Annotated in this window: 21 protein-coding genes; 13 read left to right on the forward strand and 8 right to left on the reverse strand. The window is 63.1% G+C overall.

All coding sequences use genetic code 11. The features are described from left to right. Positions 1–147: 147 nt before the first annotated feature. The 4 genes from C8K18_RS04415 to C8K18_RS04430 all read left to right on the forward strand — a co-directional run bounded on the left by C8K18_RS04415 (position 148) and on the right by C8K18_RS04430 (position 5,081). Positions 148–1,761 (forward strand): ABC transporter ATP-binding protein, encoded by a 1,614-nt coding sequence (locus C8K18_RS04415; RefSeq protein WP_107706751.1) that lies wholly within the window; start codon positions 148–150, stop codon positions 1,759–1,761. A gap of 83 nt (positions 1,762–1,844) precedes the next feature. Next, entirely contained in the window at positions 1,845–2,951 is a 1,107-nt protein-coding gene (locus C8K18_RS04420; protein WP_006051766.1) for an ABC transporter permease, read from the forward strand. Between the two features lie 28 nt (positions 2,952–2,979). After that, positions 2,980–3,909, forward strand: coding sequence for an ABC transporter permease (locus C8K18_RS04425; protein ID WP_029968638.1), 930 nt, complete (start codon positions 2,980–2,982; stop codon positions 3,907–3,909). A 65-nt stretch (positions 3,910–3,974) separates the two neighbouring features. Continuing rightward, positions 3,975–5,081, forward strand: coding sequence for a BMP family ABC transporter substrate-binding protein (locus C8K18_RS04430; RefSeq protein ID WP_107706752.1), 1,107 nt, complete (start codon positions 3,975–3,977; stop codon positions 5,079–5,081). A gap of 154 nt (positions 5,082–5,235) precedes the next feature. Here C8K18_RS04430 and C8K18_RS04435 read toward each other — a convergent pair whose 3' ends face one another. Next, positions 5,236–5,445 (reverse strand): dodecin, encoded by a 210-nt coding sequence (locus C8K18_RS04435; protein ID WP_006051763.1) that lies wholly within the window; start codon positions 5,443–5,445, stop codon positions 5,236–5,238. Between the two features lie 225 nt (positions 5,446–5,670). On the opposite strand from C8K18_RS04435, the gene C8K18_RS04440 reads away from it, so the two are divergent. Continuing rightward, on the forward strand, positions 5,671–7,263 hold the full coding sequence (locus C8K18_RS04440) for an ABC-F family ATPase (protein ID WP_006051762.1): 1,593 nt from the start codon (positions 5,671–5,673) through the stop codon (positions 7,261–7,263). A gap of 103 nt (positions 7,264–7,366) precedes the next feature. Here C8K18_RS04440 and C8K18_RS04445 read toward each other — a convergent pair whose 3' ends face one another. Further along, entirely contained in the window at positions 7,367–7,819 is a 453-nt protein-coding gene (locus tag C8K18_RS04445; RefSeq protein ID WP_006051761.1) for a hypothetical protein, read from the reverse strand. Between the two features lie 199 nt (positions 7,820–8,018). Between C8K18_RS04445 and C8K18_RS04450 the strand changes: the two genes are divergently transcribed. The 3 genes from C8K18_RS04450 to C8K18_RS04460 all read left to right on the forward strand — a co-directional run bounded on the left by C8K18_RS04450 (position 8,019) and on the right by C8K18_RS04460 (position 11,488). Then, on the forward strand, positions 8,019–9,443 hold the full coding sequence (locus C8K18_RS04450) for an aldehyde dehydrogenase family protein (RefSeq protein ID WP_107706753.1): 1,425 nt from the start codon (positions 8,019–8,021) through the stop codon (positions 9,441–9,443). 129 nt (positions 9,444–9,572) lie between these two features. Continuing rightward, the gene (locus tag C8K18_RS04455; protein WP_107706754.1) at positions 9,573–10,763 is read left to right on the forward strand and encodes a nitronate monooxygenase family protein; all 1,191 of its coding nucleotides are present in this window, start codon (positions 9,573–9,575) and stop codon (positions 10,761–10,763) included. A 68-nt stretch (positions 10,764–10,831) separates the two neighbouring features. Continuing rightward, entirely contained in the window at positions 10,832–11,488 is a 657-nt protein-coding gene (locus C8K18_RS04460; protein ID WP_006051758.1) for an OmpW family protein, read from the forward strand. 9 nt (positions 11,489–11,497) lie between these two features. Here the strand turns inward: C8K18_RS04460 and C8K18_RS04465 are convergent, their stop codons facing one another. From C8K18_RS04465 to C8K18_RS04480, 3 genes are all read right to left on the reverse strand, one after another. Further along, complete coding sequence (locus tag C8K18_RS04465) at positions 11,498–11,701, reverse strand: DUF1289 domain-containing protein (protein ID WP_006051757.1); 204 nt, start codon at positions 11,699–11,701, stop codon at positions 11,498–11,500. 120 nt (positions 11,702–11,821) lie between these two features. Continuing rightward, positions 11,822–13,186, reverse strand: coding sequence for a phospholipase A (locus C8K18_RS04470; protein ID WP_107706755.1), 1,365 nt, complete (start codon positions 13,184–13,186; stop codon positions 11,822–11,824). A gap of 294 nt (positions 13,187–13,480) precedes the next feature. Next, positions 13,481–14,776, reverse strand: coding sequence for an Nramp family divalent metal transporter (locus C8K18_RS04480; RefSeq protein WP_107706756.1), 1,296 nt, complete (start codon positions 14,774–14,776; stop codon positions 13,481–13,483). Positions 14,777–15,203: 427 nt separating this feature from the next. Here C8K18_RS04480 and C8K18_RS04485 point away from each other — a divergent pair, with 427 nt between their 5' ends. The 4 genes from C8K18_RS04485 to C8K18_RS04500 all read left to right on the forward strand — a co-directional run bounded on the left by C8K18_RS04485 (position 15,204) and on the right by C8K18_RS04500 (position 19,309). Further along, positions 15,204–16,304: a polyamine ABC transporter substrate-binding protein gene (locus tag C8K18_RS04485; protein WP_006051754.1), complete on the forward strand. Its 1,101-nt coding sequence runs from the start codon at positions 15,204–15,206 to the stop codon at positions 16,302–16,304. A 94-nt stretch (positions 16,305–16,398) separates the two neighbouring features. Next, complete coding sequence (locus C8K18_RS04490) at positions 16,399–17,565, forward strand: ABC transporter ATP-binding protein (protein WP_161966570.1); 1,167 nt, start codon at positions 16,399–16,401, stop codon at positions 17,563–17,565. Continuing rightward, entirely contained in the window at positions 17,562–18,491 is a 930-nt protein-coding gene (locus tag C8K18_RS04495) for an ABC transporter permease subunit (RefSeq protein WP_006051752.1), read from the forward strand. Before C8K18_RS04490 ends, C8K18_RS04495 begins: the two co-directional genes overlap by 4 nt. Continuing rightward, positions 18,491–19,309, forward strand: a complete 819-nt coding sequence (locus C8K18_RS04500) for an ABC transporter permease subunit (protein ID WP_107706757.1) — start codon at positions 18,491–18,493, stop codon at positions 19,307–19,309. The genes C8K18_RS04495 and C8K18_RS04500 overlap by 1 nt, the downstream gene beginning before the upstream one ends. Before the next feature lie 42 nt (positions 19,310–19,351). On the opposite strand, the gene C8K18_RS04505 is transcribed toward C8K18_RS04500, so the two are convergent. From C8K18_RS04505 to C8K18_RS04515, 3 genes are all read right to left on the reverse strand, one after another. Then, positions 19,352–20,755: a methyl-accepting chemotaxis protein gene (locus tag C8K18_RS04505; protein ID WP_029968623.1), complete on the reverse strand. Its 1,404-nt coding sequence runs from the start codon at positions 20,753–20,755 to the stop codon at positions 19,352–19,354. A gap of 311 nt (positions 20,756–21,066) precedes the next feature. After that, positions 21,067–22,068: an alpha/beta fold hydrolase gene (locus C8K18_RS04510; protein ID WP_107706758.1), complete on the reverse strand. Its 1,002-nt coding sequence runs from the start codon at positions 22,066–22,068 to the stop codon at positions 21,067–21,069. A gap of 97 nt (positions 22,069–22,165) precedes the next feature. Then, on the reverse strand, positions 22,166–23,674 hold the full coding sequence (locus C8K18_RS04515) for an NAD(P)/FAD-dependent oxidoreductase (RefSeq protein ID WP_107706828.1): 1,509 nt from the start codon (positions 23,672–23,674) through the stop codon (positions 22,166–22,168). Between the two features lie 170 nt (positions 23,675–23,844). On the opposite strand from C8K18_RS04515, the gene C8K18_RS04520 reads away from it, so the two are divergent. Then, positions 23,845–24,534 carry a TetR family transcriptional regulator gene (locus C8K18_RS04520; RefSeq protein ID WP_107706829.1) on the forward strand — a complete coding sequence of 230 codons (690 nt, stop codon included), beginning with the start codon at positions 23,845–23,847 and terminating at the stop codon, positions 24,532–24,534. The last annotated feature ends 63 nt before the right edge of the window (positions 24,535–24,597 follow it).

Here is a 24,597-nt window from a genome sequence, read left to right on the forward strand (position 1 = left end):
TTGCTGTGGCGCGGGTTTCAGCGAATTTTGTCGGCTCGACTGAGCGGGGCGAATTAGGTATTGTCATCCGGTTGTGGTGACGGATCGGCCGCCGGGAAGGTGGGCGAACGCACGGCGACCGCAGTCACTGACGCACTACGGAATCACATGAGCGACTCTTCTTATAGCGACGGCGCGGCCGCGCAGCCGGCAGCCGGATCGGAACCCAGGCCGGAACAGGCGGCGCCCCGGTTGATGCTCAAGGGCATCACCAAACAGTATCCGGCCGTGCGAGCCAACGACGACGTCACGCTGATCGTCGCGCCGGGCGAGATCCATGCGGTGCTCGGCGAAAACGGCGCGGGCAAGAGCACGCTGATGAAGATCATCTACGGCGCCGTGCGGCCCGACGCAGGCGAGATTCACTGGGAAGGCGAGGCGCTCGACATCGCGAGTCCCGCGGCCGCGCGCAAGCTCGGCATCGGCATGGTGTTTCAGCACTTTTCGCTGTTCGAGACGCTCACGGTCGGCGAAAACATTGCGCTCGCACTCGACGAACCGTTCGATCTGAAAGCGCTGTCCAAGCGCATTCGCGAAGTGTCCGCCGACTACGGCCTCGACATCGACCCGCAGCGTCACGTGCATAGCCTGACGGTCGGCGAGCGGCAGCGCGTGGAGATCGTGCGCTGCCTGCTGCAGAACCCGCGGCTGCTCATCATGGACGAACCGACGTCCGTGCTCACGCCGCAAGCGGTGCGCAAGCTGTTCGCGACGCTGCGGCGGCTCGCGGCCGAAGGCTGCAGCATTCTCTACATCAGCCACAAGCTCGACGAAATCCAGGAACTGTGCGACACGGCCACGGTGATGCGCGGCGGTCGCGTGACGGGCCATGTGAAGCCTAAACAGGAAACGCATGCATCGCTCGCGCAACTGATGGTGGGCCACTCGCTGCCCGATTACACGCGCCGCGAGCACAAGCCCGGCGACGTGCTGCTCGAAGTGAAGGCGCTTTCGGTGGCAAGCGACGACCCGTTCGGCACGTCGCTCGATAACGTGTCGTTCGCCGTGCACGCGGGCGAAATCTTCGGCATTGCGGGCGTGTCGGGCAATGGTCAGGCGGAGTTGCTGTCGGCGTTGTCGGGTGAGAAGCGGGGCGTGCGCGCCGATGCGGTGACGATCTGCGGCAAGCCCGCGGGCCGTCTCGGCGCGGGCGCGCGGCGCGCGCTCGGTTTCGGCTTCGTTCCGGAAGAGCGGCTTGGCCGCGGCGCAGTGCCCGCGATGACGCTCGCTGAAAACGCGCTGCTGACCGGGCATCGGCAGAAGATGGTGCGCTCGGGCTGGATCAACGCGGGCGCGATGCGTGCGTTTGCGAAGCGCTGTATCGAAGCGTTCGACGTGCGTTGCGGCGGTTCCGAAGCGCTCGCGCAGAGTCTGTCGGGCGGCAATCTGCAGAAGTACATCGTGGGCCGCGAGATCTTGCAGGCGCCGAAGGTGCTGGTGGTCGCGCAGCCGACGTGGGGCGTCGACGTCGGCGCGGCCGCGTTCATTCGTCAGCAGTTGCTCGATCTGTCGGCGCGCGGCGTGGCGATCCTCGTCATTTCCGAAGAGCTGGAGGAACTGTTCGACATCTGCGACCGGATCGCAGTGCTCGCGGGCGGCAGACTCTCGCCGGTGCGCGCGACAGGCGCGACCAACGCCGAGGAAATCGGCCGCTGGATGGCGGGGCTTTTCGGCGGCCGCGAAGGCGCGGCGCCGTCGGCGGAACAGCCGGCGCATGCCTGAACCGCGCCTGTCCACGCGTTTATCCGTGCGTTTATGCGCGCCTTGCGTCCAATAACAGAACCCGACAACACGACACGCTACTCATGATTCTTCCGTATCGACTCGAAGCGCGCACGACGCCCTCGCGCACCATGCAGATCGCCGTGCCGCTGATCGCCGCGTTGCTCACGCTCGCCATCGGCTTCGTGATCTTTGGGCTGGTCGGCCGCGATCCGCTTCAAGCCATGCACGCGTTTTTCATCGAACCGCTGTCGAGCGTGAACGGCTGGTCCGAGCTTCTGCTGAAGGCGTCGCCGTTGTGCCTGATCGGCCTCGGCCTCGCGATCGGTTATCGCGCGAACGTGTGGAATATCGGCGCCGAAGGGCAGATGCTGCTCGGCGGCATTGCCGCGAGCGGCGTCGCGATTTATTTCGATCAGGCGAGCGGCTGGTGGATTCTGCCGTTGATGATGCTGGCCGGCGTGATCGGCGGCATGCTGTGGGCGGCGATTCCCGCGCTGCTCAAGAGCCGTTTCAACACCAACGAAATTCTCGTAAGCCTGATGCTCACGTACGTCGCGACGCAGTTGCTGATCTATCTGGTGAGCGGCCCGTGGCGCGATCCGCAGGGCATGAATTTTCCCCTCTCGGAGATGTTCAGCGGCGACGCGCTTTATCCGACGTTTTACGGCGACTGGCACTGGAAATGGCTGCGCGGCACGCGGCTGAACGCGTCCGTGTTCGTCACGCTGATCGCGATTCCGCTGGTGTGGATCTTCATGCGCAAGAGCTTCGCCGGCTACCGGATGAACGTCGGCGGTCTCGCGCCGCTGGCCGCGCGCTACGCCGGTTTTTCCGACAAAAAAACCATCTGGATGTCGCTCCTCATCAGCGGCGGCCTTGCGGGTCTTGCCGGCATGGGCGAGATCGCCGGGCCGATCGGTCAGTTGCAGGCGACGTGGTCGCCGGGTTACGGCTTTACCGCGATCATCGTGGTGTTCGTCGGACGGCTGCATCCGCTCGGCATCGTGCTCGCCAGTCTGCTGATGGCGCTGCTGTATCTCGGCGGCGAAGCGGTGCAGACCTCGATGCAATTGCCGCAGGCGCTCTCCGGCGTGTTCCAGGGGCTGCTGCTGTTCTGCCTGCTCGGCGCCGATCTGTTCGTGAATTACCGTGTGCGCCGGCGCTCCGTTGCCGCGCAAGCCCACTGACCCGCTCACCGCTTCGCTCACGCCATTCATGGATATTCAACAAGCCAGCGCGCTCACGTCGAGCGCCGTCACCGCCGCGATCCCGCTGATGTTCGCGGGCGCGGGCGAACTCGTCGCCGAAAAGTCGGGCGTTCTCAACCTCGGCGTCGAAGGCATGATGCTGATGGGCGCCGTCACCGGCTACGCGGTCACCGCGATCACCGGCAACCCGTGGCTCGGCGTGCTTGCCGCGATTGGCGCGGGTCTCGCGATGTCGCTGCTGTTCGCGTTTCTCACGCTGACCATGCTCGCCAACCAGGTCGCCACGGGCCTCTCGCTGACGATCTTCGGCATTGGCCTCTCCGCGTATGTCGGCAAGCCGTACACGTCGGCGGCGGTGCGCGCCACCATCGACACGTGGACCATTCCGGGCCTCTCGAAGATTCCGGTGCTCGGGCCCGCGCTTTTCAGTCTGACGCCGCTCGATTACCTCGCGTTTGCGATGTTCGCGGCGATCGGCTGGTTTCTGTATCGCACGCGCGCGGGGCTCGTGTTGCGCTCGGTCGGCGAGTCGCCGCAGGTCGCGCATTCGGTCGGCTTTCCGGTGGTCGGCGTGCGCTATGGCGCGGTCGCGTTCGGCGGCGGCATGGCGGGACTCGCGGGCGGCTACTACTCGATCGTCAATCTGCACTTGTGGCAGGAGCAACTGACGTCCGGCCGCGGCTGGATCGCGCTTGCGCTCGTCGTGTTCGCGACGTGGCGGCCGGGGCGCTTGCTAATCGGCGCGCTGCTGTTCGGTGCGGTCACGGGCCTGCAGTTCTACGCGCAGGCGATCGGCGTGCCCGTGCCGACGCAATTCCTCGCGATGCTGCCGTATGTCGCGACGGTCGTCGTGCTGGTGCTGATTTCGCGCAACCCGAACACGATTCGCCTGAATGCGCCGGCGTCGCTCGGCAAGCCGTTTTTCTCGGCGGGCTGACGCGCCGCTTTCATAACCAGACATCGCCATACGTTTCAATGACTAATCACACGACTGGAGAAAACATGAAGAAAAGGAATCTGCTGACGGCTTTCGCATGGGGCGCCGCCTCGCTCGCGCTCGGTGCAGCCGTGACGGCGCCATTCGCGCAATCCGCGCAGGCGGCGGATGCACCGGGCGTCGCGTTCGTCTATCTCGGCAATCCGGGCGATGCCGGCTGGACCTTCGCGCACGACCAGGGATCGAAGGAAGCGGAAGCGAAGTTCGGCAACAAGATCAAGATCACGCGTATCGAGAACGTGCCGGAATCGGCGGACTCGGAGCGTGTGTTCCGCGATCTGGCGAACAAGGGGAACAAGGTCATCATCGGTTCGAGCTTCGGCTATCAGGACTTCGAACTGAAGGTCGCGAAGGACTTCCCGGACACGGTGTTCCTGCATGCAACCGGCTACAAGAAGGCGCCGAACTTCGGCACCTACGACGTGCGCATGTACCAGGGCGCGTATCTGGCCGGCGTCGCCGCGGGCTATGTGACGAAGACCAACACGCTCGGCTTCGTCGCGTCGGTGCCGATTCCCGAAGTGGTCCGCAACATCAACGCGTACACGCTCGGCGCGCGCTCGGTGAATCCGAAGGTGCATACGAAGGTCATCTGGATCAATAGCTGGTTCGATCCCGGCAAGGAAAAGCAGGCCGCTGAAACGCTGATCGGCCAGGGCGCCGACGTGCTGTTGCAGAACACGGATTCGAGCGCGACGCTCGCGACCGCGTCCGAGAAGCACGTGCATGCTTTCGGCTGGGATTCCGACATGAAGAAGTTCGGCCCGAGCGCGCATCTGGGTTCGGTGGTCGCGCACTGGGGCGTGTACTACAACTCGGCGATCCAGCAGGTGCTCGACGGCAAGTGGAAGAACGATCCGGTGTGGTGGGGCATTCCGCAGAAGGCGGTCGATCTCGAGGACCTGAACACGTCGGCGATTCCGGCTGACGCGCAGAAGAAGGTTGCGGGCAAGCGCGAAGAACTGGCGAGCGGCAAGTGGGATGTGTTCGCCGGTCCGATCAAGGATCAGTCGGGCACGGTCAAGGTGCCGGCCGGCAAGACGCTGACGGACCCGGAGTTGCAGCGGCTGAACTGGTATGTCGAAGGTGTCGACGGGTCGTTGCCGAAGTAAGCGGGTGATGCCGGGCGGGTTGTGCTGCTCGCCTGGTTGATTACTTGTTGAGAAAGAGCTGCATCCGTTGTTGGCGGATGGCAGCTCTTTCGGTTTACGGTTTTGTGCTTGTGGGGCTGGGCGTCAGCGCGCCACATGCGCGACGTGCTCTGCCTCAATCGTCGATGCGCAGCCCGACCTTGATCGTCACCTGCCAGTAAGCGACGCGGTCGTTTTCGATCTGGCCCCGCGTTTCCGTCACTTCAAACCAGTGCAGATTGCGCAGCGTTTTCGACGCCTTGGCGATGGCGGTGCTGATCGCGTCGTCGATCGATTTCGTCGATGAGCCGGTCAGTTCGATCTGCTTGTAGACGTGGTCTGACATGAAATCTCTCCTTTAATCTTCGTTGGCGTTCAAAAAGTATAGGTAACGCGGACGGTTGCGCACGGCCGCCGTGTGAACGCGTTCTATCGCACGTCGCATGCCCGATACGCCGGACGCCCCCAGCCAGCAGGGCGCGGCGCGCGCCGAATTCCCGTCCGGTTGAAATCCCGGTAACCTGCTAAAATATTGGGTTTTTCGCCGATATCACATTCAAAGGGACGCGCCGTGCTGTCTACTGCCAACATCACCATGCAATTCGGGCCAAAGCCCCTGTTCGAGAACATCTCGGTCAAATTCGGGGGAGGGAACCGCTATGGCCTGATCGGTGCTAACGGCTGCGGCAAGTCCACCTTCATGAAAATCCTCGGTGGCGACCTGGAGCCGAGTTCCGGCAACGTCATGCTGGAGCCGAACGTGCGCCTCGGTAAATTGCGCCAGGACCAGTTCGCGTATGAAGACGTGCGCGTGCTCGACGTCGTGATGATGGGCCACGCAGAAATGTGGGCCGCGATGACCGAGCGCGACGCGATCTACGCGAACCCCGACGCGACCGACGACGACTACATGCACGCCGCCGAGCTCGAAGCGAAGTTCGCCGAATACGACGGCTACACCGCCGAAGCGCGCGCGGGCGAACTGCTGCTCGGCATCGGCATCGCCATTGAAGATCACAACGGTCCGATGAGCAACGTGGCTCCGGGCTGGAAGCTGCGCGTGCTGCTCGCGCAGGCGCTGTTCTCGAAGCCGGACGTGCTGCTGCTCGACGAGCCGACCAACAACCTGGACATCAACTCGATCCGTTGGCTGGAAGACGTGCTCAACCAGTACAACTCGACGATGATCATCATCTCGCACGATCGACACTTCCTGAACCAGGTGTGCACGCACATGGCCGACATGGACTTCGGCACGCTGAAGGTCTATCCGGGCAACTACGACGACTACATGCTCGCGAGCACGCAGGCGCGCGAGCGTCAGCAGAACGCGAATGCGAAGGCGAAGGAGCGTGTCGCCGACCTGCAGGACTTCGTGCGCCGCTTCTCGGCGAACAAGTCGAAGGCGCGTCAGGCAACCAGCCGTCTCAAGATGATCGACAAGATCAAGATCGAGGAATTCAAGCCGTCGTCGCGGCAGAATCCGTTTATCCGTTTCGAGTTCGAGAAGAAGCTGCACAACATCGCAGTGGTCGCCGAAAACATTTCGAAGAAGTACGAGCGGACCATCTTCAATAACTTCAGCATCAGCGTGCAGCCGGGCGAGCGCATTGCGATCATCGGCGAGAACGGCGCGGGCAAGACCACGTTGCTGCGCTCGCTGCTCGGCAATCTGCCGCTCGATCACGGCACGGTGAAGTGGGCGGAAAACGCGAACGTCGGTTATATGCCGCAGGACACGTACGAAGAGTTTCCGCAAGACGTCACGCTGATGGACTGGATCGACGCCTATCGCAAGGAAGGCGACGACGAGCAGATGGTGCGCGGCACGCTCGGGCGGCTGCTCTTTAATGCCGACGACATTCGCAAATCGGTGAAGGTGCTGTCGGGCGGCGAGAAGGGCCGCATGATCTGGGGCAAGCTGATGCTCGGCCGCCACAACGTGCTGATGATGGACGAGCCGACCAATCACATGGACATGGAATCGATCGAGTCGCTGCAAATCGCGCTCGACAAGTTCGAAGGCACGCTGATTTTCGTCTCGCACGACCGCGAGTTCGTGAGCGGGCTGGCGAACCGGATTATCGAAGTGAAGACGGACGGCACGCTGAACGACTTTGGCGGGAATTACGAGGACTTTTTGGCGAGCCAAGGCGTGCAGTAAGGGTCCCGGAACGCCTATTCATGTGACGCCGTTGTCCTGCGGGATTGTCCCGTTGGGACAATGGCGGCCGACATATCCGCCGGGAAGCCGCCGCGTGGAATCGCTACTCCGTTGGGGGCAGCGCCGCCTTCAGCGCGATCAGTGCGTCAACAAAGCTCTCTGCATCTTTCTGATTCTCCACGTACACGTCAGCAAGCTTTCGTCCTTGCCCTGTGCGCGGCTCGACTATGTACCAGTGACCCTTCAACGAAGCACGATCTAACAGCTTTACGTCGGCCATCGTTCGATAGTAGAGCCTCGTTACGTCCTTCTTGGACGAATGGTTGAACCCGGTCAGCGTCTCGCGAGACGAGCCTTTACTGCCGGCTCCGAATTCCACATAGTCATCAGTAACATCGACGTATTCCGGCCGTTTGCTCCCGGGCTGCTCGTACATAACGCGTTCCACGATTTTCTTCGGATCACCTTGGACCGGCCCGGCTTTGTATTCGGTCGGGACGTAGACACAAGCGGTAAGCGCGAGAGCGGATAGAGCTACGGACAGAACGGCTTTCATTTGGTCCCTTTTATGTTTGTCGACGGCATCGTAGCAGAGGTAAGACGGGAGCTAGGCGGCGATCAAACTACAAAATAGTGCCCTTATCCGCGGGTACTTCGCCGCATGCCGGCAACTCACCGCCCATCTCGCCCACCGAACCCTTCCCCCGACGCTGGCTAAAATAGAACAACCACCATCGGAAGCCAGGGCCGACATCATGAAGATCTACGACAAACTCTACATCGACGGCAAATGGATCGCGCCGTGCGGCACCGGCACGATCGACGTGATCGACTCCGGCACCGAGGAAGTCATGGGCCGCATCCCCGAGGGCGTCGACGCCGATGCGGAAAGCGCGATCGCGGCCGCGCGTGTGGCCTTCGACGGCTGGGCCGCCACGCCCGCCGCCGAGCGCGGCCGATACCTCGAGCGGATCGCCGAGAACCTCAAGGCGCGCACCGACGAACTCGCCGCGCTGATCGCAGGCGAAGTCGGCATGCCGCTGAAGCTCGCGCGCGCGATCCAGGTCGGCAGTCCCGTCTACAACTGGAACGCCTATGCGAAGCTCGCGGGCAGCTTCCAGTTCGAAGAACGCGTCGGCAATTCGCTCGTCGTGCGCGAACCGGTCGGCGTGGTTGCGGCGATCACGCCGTGGAACTATCCGCTCAATCAGATCACGCTGAAGGTCGCGGCCGCGCTCGCGGCCGGTTGCACGGTGGTGCTGAAACCGTCGGAGATCGCGCCTTTGAATGCGTTCGTGCTGGCCGAAGCGATCCACGAAGCGGGGCTGCCCGCCGGCGTGTTCAACCTCGTCAGCGGTTATGGGCCGGTGGTCGGCGAAATGCTGGCGAGCCATCCATCGGTCGATATGGTGTCGTTCACCGGCTCGACGCGCGCCGGCAAGCGCGTGTCGGAACTGGCATCGGCGACGATCAAGCGGGTCGCGCTCGAACTGGGCGGCAAATCGGCATCGGTCATTCTCGACGACGCCGATTTCGCCGCCGCGGTCAAAGGCACGGTCGGCGCGTGCTTCCTCAACTCGGGGCAGACCTGTTCGGCGCACACGCGCATGCTGGTGCCCGAAGCACGCTACGACGAAGCGTGCGCGCTCGCGAAACAGGCGGCCGAAAGCTACGCGGCCGGCGATCCGCGCGACGAGAAAACGCGCCTTGGCCCGCTGGCCTCCGCCGCGCAACAGGCGCGCGTGCAGCAGTACATCGCGAAGGGCATCGAGGAGGGCGCCGAACTCGTGACGGGCGGCGCGGGGCTGCCCGACGGCGTGTCGAAAGGCTTTTTCGTCAAGCCGACGGTGTTCGGCCGCGTGCATCCGAAAGCGACGATCGCGCAAGAAGAAATCTTCGGCCCGGTGCTGTCCATTCTGACTTACAAGGACGAAGACGAAGCGATTCGGATTGCCAACGATTCGCCATACGGACTCGGCGGCGCAGTGTGGGCCGGCAGCGACGAGCGCGCGCAACGCGTCGCGCGCCGCATCCGCACGGGGCAGATCGACATCAACGGCGGCGCGTGGAATATGGCGGCGCCGTTCGGCGGCTTCAAGCAGTCGGGCTTCGGACGCGAGAACGGCGTCTTTGGACTCGAGGAATATCTCGAACTCAAGTCGATGCAATTCAAAGTCTGACGCGGATGACCGGCATCAACGAACCCGCGCGCGCCGCAACGGCATGCGCGCGCCGCTTGATCTGACGCAACCCCGGCCGCGCCCGACCGACGATTATCCACGCTTTGATAATCGTCCGTCGGGTCAGCCATGCTCAACTCTCATTCGTTTTCTCCGCTGGTCATTCGCGGCCGCTCGCTCTTGCCGATCGTGCAAGGCGGCATGGGCGTCGGCATTTCGGCGCACCGGCTCGCAGGCAGCGTCGCGCGCGAGGGCGCGCTCGGCACCATCGCCAGTATTGATTTACGCCATCATCATCCCGATCTCGTCGAACGTTGCCGGCAGTCGCCCGACCGTGCCACGCTCGAAGAGGCGAATCTCACCGCGCTCGCGCGTGAAATTCATGCGGCGAAGAAGCTGAGCGAAGGCCGCGGCATGATCGCCGTCAACGTGATGAAGGCGGTCAGCGCGCAAGCCGATTACGTGCGCGCCGCCTGCGAAAACGGCGCCGACGCGATCGTGATGGGCGCGGGCCTGCCGCTCGATTTGCCGGAGATGACGCAAGGCCACGACATCGCGCTGATTCCGATTCTGTCGGACAGCCGCGGCGTCGCGCTGGTGCTGAAGAAGTGGATGAAGAAGGGCCGCTTGCCCGACGCCGTCGTGATCGAACATCCGGCGCATGCGGGCGGCCATCTCGGCGTCACGAACATCGCCGATATGAACGATCAGCGCTTCGACTTCAGGCGCATTCTCGATGAACTCGAGACCGTGTTCACGTCGCTCGGGATCGATCGCAAGCAGGTGCCGTTGATTCTCGCGGGCGGCATCAATAGTCATGAGGCCGTGCGCGCGCTGCTGAACGCGGGCGCGAACGGCGTGCAGCTCGGCACGCCGTTCGCCGTGACCGAGGAAGGCGACGCGCATCCGAACTTCAAGCGCGTGCTGGCCGAGGCGGCGCCGGATGACATCGTCGAATTCGTCAGCGTGACGGGTTTGCCCGCGCGTGCCGTGAAAACGCCGTGGCTCACGCGCTATTTGCGGCATGAAGCGAGGATTCGCGAGAAGGTCGGCGCGCTCAGGCAGGCGTGCCCGACGGCGCTCCAGTGTCTGAGCGTGTGCGGGTGGCGCGACGGCGTCGAAAAGTTCGGGCACTTCTGCATCGACACGCGGCTTGCCGCGGCCTTGCGCGGCGATGTGGCCAACGGCCTCTTTTTCCGCGGCAAGGAAGCGCTGCCGTTCGGCTCGGCGATTCGCAGCGTGCACGACCTGATCGAACTGCTGCTGACTGGCGCGACGCGACCGGCTGTCGCAGGGCGGCTGGCTTTCTCGCTCGGTTGATGGGAGTCAAACTGACGCGCGGCGGGAGCTTCGACAATCCCCGTAGATCAACAAAAAGGGGAAGAAAAATGAAGCTCTCGCTCAGCAACACCATCAGGACGGCTGCGTTGGCATCGGGGCTGCTCTGCGCCGCCGCGCTCATTCCGCAGGCGCATGCCGCCGGCGACGATTCGATGAGCGGCATTCACGCCGGCGACGTGATCGTTCGATTGCGCGCGATCAGCATCATGCCGAGCGTATCGACGACAGGCACGCTCTCCACGCTGAACACCGACGTCAACAACGCGATCGTGCCGGAACTGGATCTGACCTACATGATCCGCGATTATCTCGGCGTCGAACTGATTCTCGGCACGTCGCGTCATCAGTTGACTTCGAGCATCGGCCCGCTTGGCGGAGTGAACGTGCTGCCGCCCACGTTGCTGCTGCAATATCACTTCAATCACGCGGGGCGCGTGCGTCCGTATGTCGGCGCGGGTCTGAACTACACGTTGTTCTATAACAATGGCTTGCACGCCGGCGGGCAGCCGGTGTCGATCCGCAATCACAGCTTCGGTCCGGCATTGCAGGCAGGCGTCGACGTGCAGGTGACGAAGACGCTCTTCGTCAACGCGGACATCAAGAAGATCTGGATGCACACGGATGCCTCGCTCGGCGGGCAGCCGCTCGGCCGCGTGAGCATCGATCCGGTGGTGGTGGGGCTCGGCGTCGGCATGCGCTTCTGAGCGAAAAGCTCAGAGCTTGTCGTTCTGAAAACGCATGGCCGTGCCTTCGCGTTCGATGCGGGTCCACACGGCCCGCTTTTCTTCATCGCTCATGAATACCCAGTTCGATACCTCGCCGGCCGTGCGGCCGCAGCCTTTGCAGACTTCGTCGAAAAGTGTCGAACACACGCCGATGCACGGGCTGTCGGGTAGAGCGTGGAGATTGGAAGCCATCGGAAACCTTGCAGCAGAAAAGCGGAGGTCCGCTATGTTAACCGATACGGGACGTGAAGCCGCCCGAGCCCGTCCGCGAGGCCGATACTGCGCCGCCGCCGAGCGCGGCCCGCGTCGGCCTCACCGCGCGATGCTGTAACCGATTCGCGCCATCCAGTGCTGACGGTTGTTGTAGTCGAGCAGATCCTCGCCGTAGCCGTTGAAATAACCGATCCACAGATAGCCGCCCCACGCGCTGCCGAGCAGCTTCGCGAGCGGATAGGTGAATTGCGTGTCGACGCTGCCGTACCAGTGCTTCGTGCCTTTGCGCAGCGTGGTCGCCAGTTGCCAGCCATCGGGGCTGCCGTATTTGACGAGCAGATCGACATAGCCGCGATAGTCCGCAATGTCCGGATTACTGGACGTGCCGACGTAGTAATAAATTTTCGGCGACACCGTCAGATGGTTGGCCGTCAGATCGCCGAATTCCCACGTCGGGCGGATGAACGGCATGTTGATGCTGCGCGAATCGCTTCCGCCTTTGCCGTTCGATTCATGCGCGACGCCCGCCGCAAAACCCATGCGCGTGAAGAACGGACTGCGCCAGCCCGTGTCCGGCACGTAGTAGAAAAGCTGCGGCGAGTACGTCGTGTCGCGAAACGGACGCGAGTCGGCGGAGAGATCCCAGATCGACGTCTGCGTGTAGGCGAAGTAGAGGTTGTCGGTGAAGGCTTTGGAGCGCAGGTCGTCGGGAATGCGCAAGCGATACTTGAAGCTCAGTTGCAGCCGCGCATTGGTGTCGCCGTTGTGGCCGACGCCGATATACATCGGGTCGTAGTAGGAAACGTGCGCAAGCACGCCGCGTCCGGTCGTCGATAGCGAGTCGCCTGGCGGCGAGATCGCGTCGCCCGAGGGGCCGTCGAGCGCGGCAGCCGTCGCCGCGGCCTGGGCCGGCGTGCGGGCCTGGCTTTCGCTGCGCTCGGCCTGCGCTATGGCGTTCTGGTTGGGACCGCGATTGATCACGACGACCGCGGGCGAAGCATCGAAACCGATCGGATCGACACGCACTTCTCCGCGAGCCGAGTCCGGCCAAGGCGCGGAAAAGCGCACCTTGCGGAACTGGCCCGGCCGCAGACGCAGCGTGTCGGGCACGCCCGCTTCGCGCGCGAGTTCGAGCGGCTGCGGAGACTGCTCGCCGCCGCTCAGGTTGACGCGCAGTGTTTGCGGCACGGCGACGGTGAGCGGCGCGGCGTCGTCGGCGGAATAGAGCAACGTGATCTGCAGCGGCTCGTTCGCAGCGGCGATGCGCGCCGGCTGCAGCATCGCGACCGTGGCCGCAACCTCGCCGGAAAAGGCGCTCGACAACAACAGCGCAGCGAGGACGCAGACGAACCTGCCGCGGCCGAAGCGGTGGCCGGGCACGCGCAACGGTCGGTTGGAGGCGCGATGGGTAAGGCGATCGAATGGAGCAATGAGGAAAGCCGGAGGCAAAGCAGGAAGCGGCATGGGCTGTCGTCCAGGAGCAAGGGCGGTGAGCAAAACGGCGCGCCGCGTGTCGACTGAAGTCATGCTCGGGGCATGGCGTCATCGCCGCCGCCTGGCGGATACGGCACGCAGACGGCACAACGCGGTGGCAAGACAAACAAGCGAATGGCCGCCGCAATAGCGCAGGCAGCCATCGGGACTACGGCGAAGGCGGCGCCACGGCCAGCGGCGGCGCCGTTCAACTCGAAATACTAAAAGAATATTTACAACTGCGTTGCAACGATTGGCGAATGGCCTCGCGGCTCGCGAAGCGGCTCACTCACCCAACGCAACCTGCCACAACAGCGCGCCGTTAAGCAGGATGATGAAACCCGCCGACATCCACGCCAGCACCAGCGGCACGCCGTGCACGCGCCAGTCGCGCATCAGGCTGGCATCCGACGCATAGCGGATCAGCGGCACGACCGCGAGCGGCAATTGCAGGCTCAGCACCACCTGGCTTGCCACCAGCAACTGATTCGAGCCTTCCTGGCCGAACATCGTCACGGCCACCAGCGCCGGTCCGATTGCCAGTGCGCGCGTGAGCAGCGCACGCTTCCAGCGCGGCAGACGCAGTTGCAGGAAGCCTTCCATCACCGCCTGGCCGGCCAGCGTGCCGGTGACGGTCGCGCTCAGTCCGCAGGCCAGCAGCGCCGCGGCAAACAGGATGCCGGCCCAGCGCGTGCCGAGCAGCGGCGCGATCAGACGATGAGCGTCCGCGAGATCGGTGACGTCGCGGTGGCCGCTCGCATGGAACACGGCGGCGGCGACGATCAGCAGCGCGGCATTGATCACGAAAGCAAAGAGCAGCGAGCCGATGGTGTCGATATTGACGACATGCAGCGCGGCCTTGATCTGCGCGTCGCTGCTGTCGGGCGCGTGATGCTTGACGAGCGACGAGTGCAGATAGAGGTTGTGCGGCATCACCGTCGCGCCGACGATGCCCGCCGCGAGCCACAGCATGCCCGCGTTGCGCAGAAGCTCGGGGCTCGGCGCGGTGCCCGCCAGCGCCGCATGCCAGTCGGGCCGCGCGAGCGCCAGTTCGATCACGAAGCACAAGCCGACGAAGCCGATCAGCAACGCGATCACCGCTTCCAGCTTGCGGCCGCCTATCTGCTGAAGCGCCAGCAGCGCGAACGTGCATACCGCCGACATCAGCACACCCACGGTCAGCGAGACGCCCAGCAGCAATTGCAACGCGACGGCGCTGCCGACCACTTCGGCGACATCGCAGGCGATGATCGCCACTTCGCTGGTCAGCCACAGGAAGATCGTGCGGCGCGGCCCCGAACGCTCGCGGCAAACCTGCGCGAGATCGCGTCCGGTCACGACGCCGAGCCGCGACGACAGCCATTGCAGCAGCATCGCCATCAGGCTCGAGAGCACCACCATGCCGAGCAACTGGTAGCCGTAGCCGGCGCCCGCGCCGAGCGCCGTCGCCCAATTGCCGGGATCGATATAGCCGACGGCAATCAGCGCACCCGCGCCGACGAACGAGAACCAGTGCGCGGGTCCTCCTTCGGGCAGACGTCGACGGCGGTTTGGGCGCAGCGCGAACGGATTGGTGTTCATGGATGCCTGAGGTCAAAGACTGCCTGGTTTCGCAAGGCTTGTGCCCGCCGCGCGCGTTGCTGCCGATCGAGCCCGCGCCTCGCCGCTGTTGCCCCTTGTCCGTTGTCAGCTATTGTGCTCCGTCGCCCGGCTTCGCGTTTGGCTTGTCATGCGCGTGGGGAGCCTGCGTGAGGCCGCCGCCAGAGCGCCTAAGCGTGGCGGCGTTTTTTTCGGGTAGACACGCGCCCATAACCCGCTAAAATTGCGCCCATTTTCCGGCGGCGCGGCTTACGCTGTACCGTTTGCGCGACAGTGCGGCATTTTTTTTGGACCGCGCAATAATTGATGGTAGTTTTCGGGTTTTTCAGGGGAGCCGCTAGCGCAGCATGGCGCTGCTCGCGGCGTGCGTGAGGACGGCCGGCTCGGACCGGCACGATCGGAGAACGGGATGAAAAGACGGGTAGTGGGGCAAGTGGCTGCGCTGGTCTTGTGCGCGGCGCCGTGGTTGACGGCGGCAGCGAAGGATACGCAGCTCAACGTGTACAACTGGTCCGATTACATCGCCAAGGACACCATTCCGAACTTCACGAAGCAGTCCGGCGTCCAGGTCAAATACGACAACTACGATAGCGACGACACGCTGCAAGCCAAGCTGCTGACCGGCAATTCCGGTTACGACATCGTCGTGCCGACCAGCAATTACGCCGGCAAGCAGATCGCCGCGGGCATCTTCGCGCCGCTCGACAAATCGAAGCTGCCGAACCTCAAATACCTCGACCCGTCGCTGATGGCGCTCGTGGCCGGCGCCGATCCCGGCAACAAGTTCACGGTGCCCTGGGCATACGGCACGACCGGCCTCGGCTACAACGTGACGAAGGCCCAGCAGATTCTCGGCAAGAACGTGCCGCTCGATAACTGGGACGTGCTCTTCAAGCCGGAAAACATCTCGAAGCTGAAGGCGTGCGGCGTGTCCGTGCTGGATGCGCCGGATCAGATGTTCGCCGCCGCGCTGCATTACATCGGCAAAGACCCGATGAGCACGAATCCGGCCGACTATCGCGAGGCGCTCGCGATGCTCAAGAAGATTCGCCCGTACATCACGCAGTTCAACTCGTCGGGCTATATCAACGATCTGGTGGGCGGCGACGTGTGCTTCGCCTACGGCTGGTCGGGCGACGTCGTGATCGCCAAGCATCGCGCGATCGAGGCGAAGAAGCCGTACAAGATCGAGTATTACATTCCGAAGGGCGGCGCGCCCGTATGGTTCGACGTGATGGCGATTCCGAAGGACGCGAAGAACAAGGAAGCCGCGCTCGAGTGGATCAACTACATCGAAACGCCGCAAGTGCATGCCGCGATCACCAACGCCGTCTACTACCCGAGCGCGAATCTCGAAGCGCGTAAATACGTCGATAAGGACGTCGCGAACGATCCCGCCGTGTACCCGCCGCCCGAAGTCATCAAGACGCTGTTCCTGTTGAAGCCGTTGCCGCCCGAAGTGCAGCGGCTGCAGACGCGGCTCTGGACCGAGTTCAAGTCCGGCCGCTGAAGCGCGGCCGGAGTGAACGGGTAACAGCATCATCAAGAAGCCCTCGGTGTTCACCGGGGGCTTTGTTCGTCAAACGCCGGAGTGAAGCATTGTGATGAGTAGTGAGCAGCCGGGCGCGCTGGACCGGACGGCCGTGCCGCCCGCCGGCGGCAACGCCGCGATCGACGACGCCGCCGATAATTTCGTGCAGGTCGTCGACGTCGTGAAGAAATTCGGCGAGACCGTGGCGGTCAAGCAGGTCAATCTGTCGGTGAAAAAGGGCGAGCTGTTCGCGCTGCTCGGCAGTTCCGGCTGCGGCAAGTCGACCTTGCTGCGGATGCTCGCCGGCCTCGAGACCGTGACCTCGGGCAAGATCCTGATCGACGGCGAAGACCTTGCGCAACTGCCGCCGTATCGCCGGCCGGTCAACATGATGTTCCAGTCGTATGCGCTTTTTCCGCATATGACGGTCGAGTCGAACGTCGCGTTCGGTCTGAAGCAGGAAGGCGTGGCCAAGGCCGAGCTGAAGGACCGCGTGCAGACCGCGCTCGAACTCGTGCAGATGGGCCGCTTTGCGAAGCGCAAGCCGCATCAGCTTTCCGGCGGCCAGCAGCAGCGGGTCGCGCTGGCGCGTTCGCTGGTGAAGCGGCCGAAGCTGTTGCTGCTCGACGAACCGATGTCCGCGCTCGACAAGCAGATTCGCCAGCGCACGCAGATCGAGCTCGTCAACATTCTCGACAAGGTCGGCGTGACCTGCATCATGGTCACGCACGATCAGGAAGAAGCGATGACGATGGCGGGGCGCCTCGCGGTAATGAGCGAAGGCGAGATCGTGCAGCTCGGCACGCCGCACGAGGTGTACGAGTATCCGAACAGCCGCTTCTCGGCGGAGTTCATCGGCTCGACGAATCTGTTCGAAGGCCATACGGTCGAGGACGAGCCCGATCACGTCTTTATCGAAACGCCCGATCTGACTTGCCGTTTGTATGTGAGCCACGGCATTACCGGTCCGCTCGGCATGCCGGTGACGATCTCGGTGCGGCCCGAGCGGATCGCGCTCACGAGCAAGCCGCCCGAGGGCGCGTTCAACTGGGGCAAGGGCGTCGTGTCGAATATCGCGTACATGGGCGGCTATTCGCTGTATCACGTGAAGCTCGACGGCGGCAAAACCGTGATCGCGAACGTGACGAGCCTCGCGCTGACGGAGATCGATCCGCCCACTTGGGGCGACGAAGTGTACGTGCGCTGGAGCGCATCGGCCGGTGTGGTGCTGACGTCATGAAGCGCCAGTTCCATTCGGTTCTCAATTGGCCGGTGCGGCGCTTTAACCTGACGGGCCGTACCGCCGTGGTGGCCGGTCCGTTCGTCTGGCTGCTGCTGTTTTTTCTGGTGCCGTTTCTGCTGGTCGTGAAGATCAGCTTTGCCGATTTGCAGCTCGGCATTCCGCCGTATACCGAGCTCACGAGTTTCGCGGACGGCGCGATCAATCTCAAGCTCGATCTGTCGCATTACGCGTTTCTCGTCACCGACAGCCTGTATTTCGCGACGTATGTGAATTCGGTTGTCGTGGCCGCAATTTCGACGCTGCTGTGCCTGCTGATCGGTTATCCGATGGCGTATTACATCGCACGTTCGGATCCGGCGCGCCGTAATCTGCTGATGATGGCCGTGATGCTGCCGTTCTGGACGTCGTTCCTGATTCGCGTGTATGCGTGGATCGGGATTCTGAAAAACAACGGGCTGCTGAATAACTTCCTGATGTCGATCGGTCTGATTCATTCGCCGATCGAGCTGTATCACACGAATACGGCGGTTTATATCGGCATGGTCTATTCGTATCTGCCGTTTCTCGTAATGCCGTTGTACGCGCATCTCGTGAAAATGGACATGACCTTGCTCGAAGCCGCCTACGACCTGGGCGCAAGACCCTGGAAAGCGTTCTGGCAGATCACATTGCCGCTTTCGAAGAATGGCATTATCGCCGGTTGCCTGCTGGTGTTTATCCCGGCGGTGGGCGAGTACGTGATTCCGGAATTGCTCGGCGGCGCGAATACGCTGATGATCGGCCGCGTGATGTGGAATGAGTTTTTCGACAATGCCGATTGGCCGATGGCTTCTGCCGTGACGTGTGCGATGGTAGTGCTGCTGTTGGTGCCGATGGCGTTTTTCCAGTACGCGCAGGCCAAGGCGATGGAGGAAAAACGCTGATGAAGCCGAACCGGATTTTGCAGTTCACCGCGTTGGCGCTGGGCTTTCTGTTCCTGTATGTGCCGATTATCAGTCTGGTCGTCTATTCGTTCAACGAATCGCAACTCGTCACCGTATGGACGCGTTTTTCGACGCGCTGGTATGCGGCGTTATTGCACGACGACGAACTGATTGCGGCGGCGTGGCTGTCGTTGAGAGTAGCGGTGCTGACGGCGTTTGCGTCGGTGATTATCGGCACATGGGCGGGTTTTGTGCTCGCGCGCATGGGGCGTTTTCGCGGCTTTACGCTTTATACCGGCATGATCAACGCGCCGCTCGTGATCCCCGAAGTGATTCAGGGCATATCGCTGCTGCTGCTCTTTATCGAAATGGCGAAGTGGCTCGGCTGGCCGGCGGGGCGCGGCATTTTCACGATCTGGATCGGGCACGTGATGCTGTGTATTTCGTACGTGGCGATTATCGTGCAGTCGCGTGTCAAGGAGTTGCATCCTTCGCTCGAGGAAGCGGCGCTCGACCTCGGCGCGACGCCGCTGCGGGTGTTTTTCTCGATCACGTTGCCGCTGATTTCACAGGCGCTGGTGTCGGGCTGGTTATTGTCTTTTACGTTGTCGATCGACGATCTGGTTTTATCCGCGTTTCTGTCGGGGCCTGGGTCAACGACATTGCCGCTGGTGGTTTTCTCGCGCGTCAGGCTGGGTTTGAATCCCGAGATGAATGCGTTGGCGACGTTGTTTATCGCGGTGGTGACGGTTGGCGTGGTGGCGGTGAATTATTTTATGCAGCGGGCGGAGAGGAGAAGGGTGCAGGTGAGGGGGTAGGTGACGGGGCAAGTGCGCTTGCCCTGTTTCACGAATTGCAGCTTAAACCCTATACCCAATCCGAACCCCGCCCCAATGCCGCCCCTGCACAAAAACCGGCGCGGACGCATCCTTCATCAAAACAAACTGTCCACCGCCCATATCGCGCCGATACGTCTGCAGTAAAAACTTCTTCGTATGCGACCCGGCAGCCAGTCCAGTGCGGTCGTTAAAAATGCGCCGGTTCCGGCAATTGGCCATATTCCACACGACATCGTCACGCTGCGGCAAAGAGAACTTCAGGTTGTGCGTCGGCAGATAACCGCGCACGTCGATTGCGGCAGAGAACGCGACCCGCGGATCGAGATCGAGTAGCGGCTCCTGAATCGCCGGCAAAACGCGATCGGTAAAAGCCGTGAACCGCGTCATGAACTGCTGTGGATTGCTGCCCGGCACGGGCACGTAATGCTGATCGAACAGATCGTCGAGCGAAATCTCGCCGCGCGCGACCGCCGCCTCGAACAGCTTGCTCACCGCCGCCGCCGCGTCCTGCACGGCTTCGATGAAACGCGTGTCCGGCGTCTCCACGCCCGCCGCCGCCGTCAGTTCGATCAAGGTCTCTGAGACGCCGAGCAGATTGCCGAGCCGATCCTTCGCCTGCACGAAGTTTTCGCTCGAATCCTCGACGCCGCTCGCCATTTCCAGCACCTGCGCCTCAAGCCCGCCGCACTGCGTCTCGATCTCGCCGGTCAACGCGGCGATCTGCTCGGCCTCGTTGTTCAGATGCGCGATGGCGTCGCCCGTCGAATGCACGACGTCGCCGATCTTGCGCGTGCCCTCGCGCACCCGATGCGCCCGCTCCGTATTCACCGAGCCTTCGTTGATCAACTGCTCGGTCTGCTGCGTGAGTTGCGCGAGCGTGGTCTCGATCTGGCCGGTCGCCTGCGCGGTCTTCGCCGACAGATTCTTCACCTCGGCCGCCACCACCGCGAAGCTTCGGCCGGATTCGCCGGCGCGCGCGGCTTCGATCGCCGCGTTCAGCGCGAGCAGATGCGTTTGCCGCGCGATCAGCGAGATTTCCTCGGAGACGCGGCTCACATGCGCGAGCGCGCTGCGCAGCGCGCCGATCTGGCTCTCGATCACGGTCACGCCTTCCACCAGTCCGTGGATGTCGGCAAGCGACGCCTCCAGCGTCTCGTGCGACTCCTGCACGCCGGTCGCCGCTTGCGCCGACACGTCGCGCATACCCCGCGCGGCGGTCGCGATCCGATGATTGCCGGCGAGCGTCTGCGCGGCGGATTCGCGCAACGCCCGGCACACCTGTGCCTGATGCTGCACGCGCGCGGCGACTTCATCGACGTGGCCCGATACATCGCAGATTTCGATACCCAGTTTGCCCGCCTGCGCGGCAATATCGCCGACGACCCCTTGCGGTCGGCCCGTCCGGCGAAAGCTGAAACGCGACATGAACGTCTCCTTGATGACGCTAGCAACGCTGCCGGTCACGCGCTCGTCGAGCACGAACACAGCCTCTTCTCGACGCGTTTACGGCTGGCTTTCGGCGGACTTGATACGGGGTATCCCGCAGTCGCTACGCCGCAGTCGTTATGATGTCCGGTTTGGCGCCGCGGCAAGCGCCGCCATTCCTGACCAACTTTAACGATGTTCGATTCCTTCGCGCGCGCTTCGGGCTGGCAACAGCTTTACCATCTGTGGGAGCTGATCGTCATGCTCTTTAAATTTCTCTGGGACTTGCTGCGCTTGCTCGGAGGAAGGGGCTAGACGCGCGCGACGGTGCCTGCTTTCGGAGCGGCATGCGTGCCGAGAAACGCCCGCAGGTCGGTCAGCACGCGCTCGGGCGCTTCCTCCATCGGAATGTGTCCAAGGCCCGGATACATGACCGATTTCGCGCCCGGAATGCGCTGCGCGAATTCAGCCGCGTGCGCGGTCGGAATCCAGCGGTCCTTCGCGCCCCACAATACGAGCGTCGGCAGCGCGAGTGTTGTCAGCACATTCGTATCCAGTTCGGCGAAATCGAGCGTCGGCACCATCTTGCCGATCGCGGCGCGCGTGCCTTCGCCGTGAAAAAACTCGACGTAGCGCCGCAGCGTGACGGCATCGATTTTGCGCGGATCGCCATACACGTTGCGCACCGCGCTTTTGATGATCGCTTCCGGCAGCCAGCGCGGCGAACTCGCGCGCACCAGCGCGCTGTTGAAGAGGCCAATATAGATGGGCAGCCGCATCGGAAAGCCCGCGGAGTCGATCAGCACGAGCCGCTCGACGGCCTCGCGATGCCGCACCGCGTAGTCCCACGAAATGAGCCCGCCAAGCGAATTGCCGATGAAAGTCGCGCGCCTAATGCCGAGTGCCTGCAAAAAAGTGTCGATGAAACGCCGGTAGGTCGGGAGGTCCATCGTTTCGATCGCGCCTGTGCTGGAGCGCAGCGGCCCAGTCACGCCGAACGGCGGCAGATCGAGACGAATGATGCGGTAAGCGTGCTTCAGTTCATCCGCGACACGATTCCATGTGTGCAGCGACGACGCGAAGCCATGAATCATCACGATGATGTCGCCGCGGCCTTCGTCGACATAATGCACGTCCGCGCCCATGATGCGGATGAACTTCGAGCCGCTTTGCGTGTAGCGCCGCCGCAGTTCGTCGCGCGGCACGCTGGTGATGCCGAGGCGCGCGGCGAGCGAGCGGGGCGGCAGCGCCGCGACTGAACTGTGCGTCAACGAGTTCGACGAATTCGACGAACGAGGATCGATGCTTGCCATGTTTTCCGTCTCCCTTTTTTATTTGAATCGGGATACTAAATAATCGCCATCGGATCGGGCGACGTGACTTGCAATCGCACCGCGTGAGCGTCATTCCTCAAGGCAGAAAGCGGTAATCGCCTGGCCGCACGCGGCGCGTCCTTTTGCGAAAGCTGAACGTGAATCCCGGCCACAGCGCGGTCACTTTGCCGCTTCGCGTCTGATACCAGCTATGGCAACCGCTCGACCACACCGAGCGCCGCATATCGTGCTGCAGGCGCGCGTTGTAGTCGCGCTGCACGTCGGGCCGCAGGTTCATCGTGCGGGCGTTGCGCCGGCGCAGCGTCCGCAGGCAATCGGCGATGTACTGCACTTGCGACTCGATCATGTAGATCAGCGAGTTGTGGCCGAGTCCTGTGTTCGGGCCGACGATCATGAAGAAGTTCGGAAAGTCGGCGACGCTCACGCCGAGATAGGCTTCGGGGCCGTCGCGCAGCCACAGCGCGCCGAGGTCCGCACCGCCGACGCCGGTCACGTCGAACGGCGCGCCGACGTCGTTGACCTGAAAGCCGGTGCCGCAAATGATTGCATCCGCACGATGATGCGCGCCGTCCTCTGTCACGATGCCGTCCGCGACGATTTCGCGGATGCCCGTCGTGATCACGTTCACATTCGGCTCGACTAGCGCGCGATAGTAGTTGCTCGACAGCAGCACGCGCTTGCAGCCGAGGCGGTAGTTCGGCGTGAGCGTCGCGCGCAACTCAGGGTCTTTCACGCGCCGCTCGAGATAGCTGAGGCACAGCTTCATCGGGCGCTTCATTAGCTTTGGATGACTAACGAAAGCGACCGCCTGCGATTCGAGCTTCCAGTAGATCGCGCTGCGCACGAATCGCTGCGTGAACGGTAGATGTTCGAAAAGCCAGCGCGCGCGTTCGCCGATGCACTTGTCCGGCTTCGGCATGATCCACGGCGCGGTGCGCTGGAACAGATCGAGCCGGGCGACGCGCGGCTGGATTTGCGGCACGAACTGAATCGCGCTCGCACCCGTGCCGATCACGGCGACGTGCTTGCCCTCGAGCGGATACGCGTGATCCCAGCGCGCGGAATGGAACAGCTTGCCTTCGAAGTTCTCCAGTCCCGCGATGCGCGGCATCGCCGGCCGCGACAGCGGACCGCTCGCCGCGATCAATACGTCGGCCTCGATGTTCTCGCGCATGCCGCCGGCATCGAGTTCGATCTGCCACACATGACGTGCTTCGTCGAAGCGTGCCGCCACCACGCGCGCATTGCAACGCACGTAACGGTCCACGCCATACTTGCGCGCGCAATGCTTCAGATAAGCGAGAATTTCGTTCTGGCCGCTGAAGGCGCGCGACCACGCCGGGTTCGGCTCGAACGAAAACGAATACAGATGCGAGGGCACGTCGCACTCGGCGCCCGGATAGGTATTGTCGCGCCATGTCCCGCCGATGTCCGCGGCGGCTTCATAGAGGGTGAACGACGTGATGCCCATTTTTTGCAGCCGCACCGCCATGCCGATGCCGGAGAAGCCGCTCCCCACAATGGCGATGCGCGGCGCGACAGCTTGTGGTGATGCAGCGGATGCAGCGGATGCAGCGGACGTCACGTCGATCTCCTGCAAGTGGAAGTCGGGCGCTGCCTGCGCACACGGCAAGCCGCGTAGCCGCCCAAACGTAACGCGCAGGGTAGACAACTGTACACCTCGCGTCAAGATCGTTTAGAGTACGTCTATCAAACGCGCGTCCCGCGCGGCGATTGAAAGTCACCATGAACGCGATGAAATCCGTATCGGAAACGGCGCGGCAGCCCGCGCGCGACGCTGCGGCAGAACAGGAACTGCCGCCCGGCAAACGCAAACTGATCGAAGCCGCGTTGCGCTTGACCGCGGGCGGGCGCGGCTTCGCGAGTCTGGGTCTGCGCGAACTCGCACGCGAGGCGGGACTCAATCCGAACACGTTTTATCGGCATTTCGGCACGCTCGACGAGCTCGCGCGCGAGGCCGTCGATTCGGTCAGCCGCCGCTTGCGGCCGATGCTGCGACGCGAGCGCTGGCTCGCCGCGCACGACGAACCGCATAGCGTGCCGCGGCGCGCGTGCGTCGCGTTCTTCATGTTTGCGCTCGAAAACCGCGATGCGTTTCTCAGTGCGTTAGCTGAATATCACGGCACGTCGCCGGCACTGCGCGAAGCGGTGCGCGCGACGCTTCATGCGGTGTCAGCGGAAATGGCCGACGACGTCGTTCAGTTGCAGCTAATGCCCACACTTTCGCACGATGTCGTCGATGAAGTCTGCACGCAGATCGTGCTGCAACTGTTTCATCTCTCCGCCGAGTATCTCGATGCCGACGCCGCGCGCCGCGATGCGCTCGTCGGCTATGCGGAGCGTTTTATCGTGAGGCTTTTTGCGGGCTCGGTGCTGCTCGCGCAGCAGGAGGAGGTGCGGGCGCCTGTCTCGCGGCGCGCGTGATTTTCGCTGAACGTGCAGGCAAAAAAAACAGGCTCCGTGTAGGAGCCTGTCTTCAATGCACAC

The sequence above is a fragment of the Paraburkholderia sp. GV068 genome, assembly GCF_003058125.1.
In the GTDB taxonomy this organism is placed as follows: Bacteria; Pseudomonadota; Gammaproteobacteria; order Burkholderiales; family Burkholderiaceae; genus Paraburkholderia; species Paraburkholderia graminis.

What these genes read in the sequence shown, in the direction of transcription:
- C8K18_RS04420 (WP_006051766.1), top strand. Translation starts at nt 1,845, where the DNA reads ATGATTCTTCCGTATCGACTCGAAGCGCGCACGACGCCCTCGCGCACC.
- C8K18_RS04500 (WP_107706757.1), top strand. Translation starts at nt 18,491, where the DNA reads ATGAAGCCGAACCGGATTTTGCAGTTCACCGCGTTGGCGCTGGGCTTT.
- C8K18_RS04480 (WP_107706756.1), bottom strand. Translation starts at nt 14,776, where the DNA reads ATGAACACCAATCCGTTCGCGCTGCGCCCAAACCGCCGTCGACGTCTG.
- C8K18_RS04415 (WP_107706751.1), top strand. Translation starts at nt 148, where the DNA reads ATGAGCGACTCTTCTTATAGCGACGGCGCGGCCGCGCAGCCGGCAGCC.
- C8K18_RS04455 (WP_107706754.1), top strand. Translation starts at nt 9,573, where the DNA reads ATGCTCAACTCTCATTCGTTTTCTCCGCTGGTCATTCGCGGCCGCTCG.
- C8K18_RS04435 (WP_006051763.1), bottom strand. Translation starts at nt 5,445, where the DNA reads ATGTCAGACCACGTCTACAAGCAGATCGAACTGACCGGCTCATCGACG.
- C8K18_RS04430 (WP_107706752.1), top strand. Translation starts at nt 3,975, where the DNA reads ATGAAGAAAAGGAATCTGCTGACGGCTTTCGCATGGGGCGCCGCCTCG.
- C8K18_RS04470 (WP_107706755.1), bottom strand. Translation starts at nt 13,186, where the DNA reads ATGCCGCTTCCTGCTTTGCCTCCGGCTTTCCTCATTGCTCCATTCGAT.
- C8K18_RS04495 (WP_006051752.1), top strand. Translation starts at nt 17,562, where the DNA reads ATGAAGCGCCAGTTCCATTCGGTTCTCAATTGGCCGGTGCGGCGCTTT.
- C8K18_RS04490 (WP_161966570.1), top strand. Translation starts at nt 16,399, where the DNA reads ATGAGTAGTGAGCAGCCGGGCGCGCTGGACCGGACGGCCGTGCCGCCC.
- C8K18_RS04520 (WP_107706829.1), top strand. Translation starts at nt 23,845, where the DNA reads ATGAAATCCGTATCGGAAACGGCGCGGCAGCCCGCGCGCGACGCTGCG.
- C8K18_RS04510 (WP_107706758.1), bottom strand. Translation starts at nt 22,068, where the DNA reads ATGGCAAGCATCGATCCTCGTTCGTCGAATTCGTCGAACTCGTTGACG.
- C8K18_RS04505 (WP_029968623.1), bottom strand. Translation starts at nt 20,755, where the DNA reads ATGTCGCGTTTCAGCTTTCGCCGGACGGGCCGACCGCAAGGGGTCGTC.
- C8K18_RS04425 (WP_029968638.1), top strand. Translation starts at nt 2,980, where the DNA reads ATGGATATTCAACAAGCCAGCGCGCTCACGTCGAGCGCCGTCACCGCC.
- C8K18_RS04445 (WP_006051761.1), bottom strand. Translation starts at nt 7,819, where the DNA reads ATGAAAGCCGTTCTGTCCGTAGCTCTATCCGCTCTCGCGCTTACCGCT.
- C8K18_RS04465 (WP_006051757.1), bottom strand. Translation starts at nt 11,701, where the DNA reads ATGGCTTCCAATCTCCACGCTCTACCCGACAGCCCGTGCATCGGCGTG.
- C8K18_RS04485 (WP_006051754.1), top strand. Translation starts at nt 15,204, where the DNA reads ATGAAAAGACGGGTAGTGGGGCAAGTGGCTGCGCTGGTCTTGTGCGCG.
- C8K18_RS04450 (WP_107706753.1), top strand. Translation starts at nt 8,019, where the DNA reads ATGAAGATCTACGACAAACTCTACATCGACGGCAAATGGATCGCGCCG.
- C8K18_RS04460 (WP_006051758.1), top strand. Translation starts at nt 10,832, where the DNA reads ATGAAGCTCTCGCTCAGCAACACCATCAGGACGGCTGCGTTGGCATCG.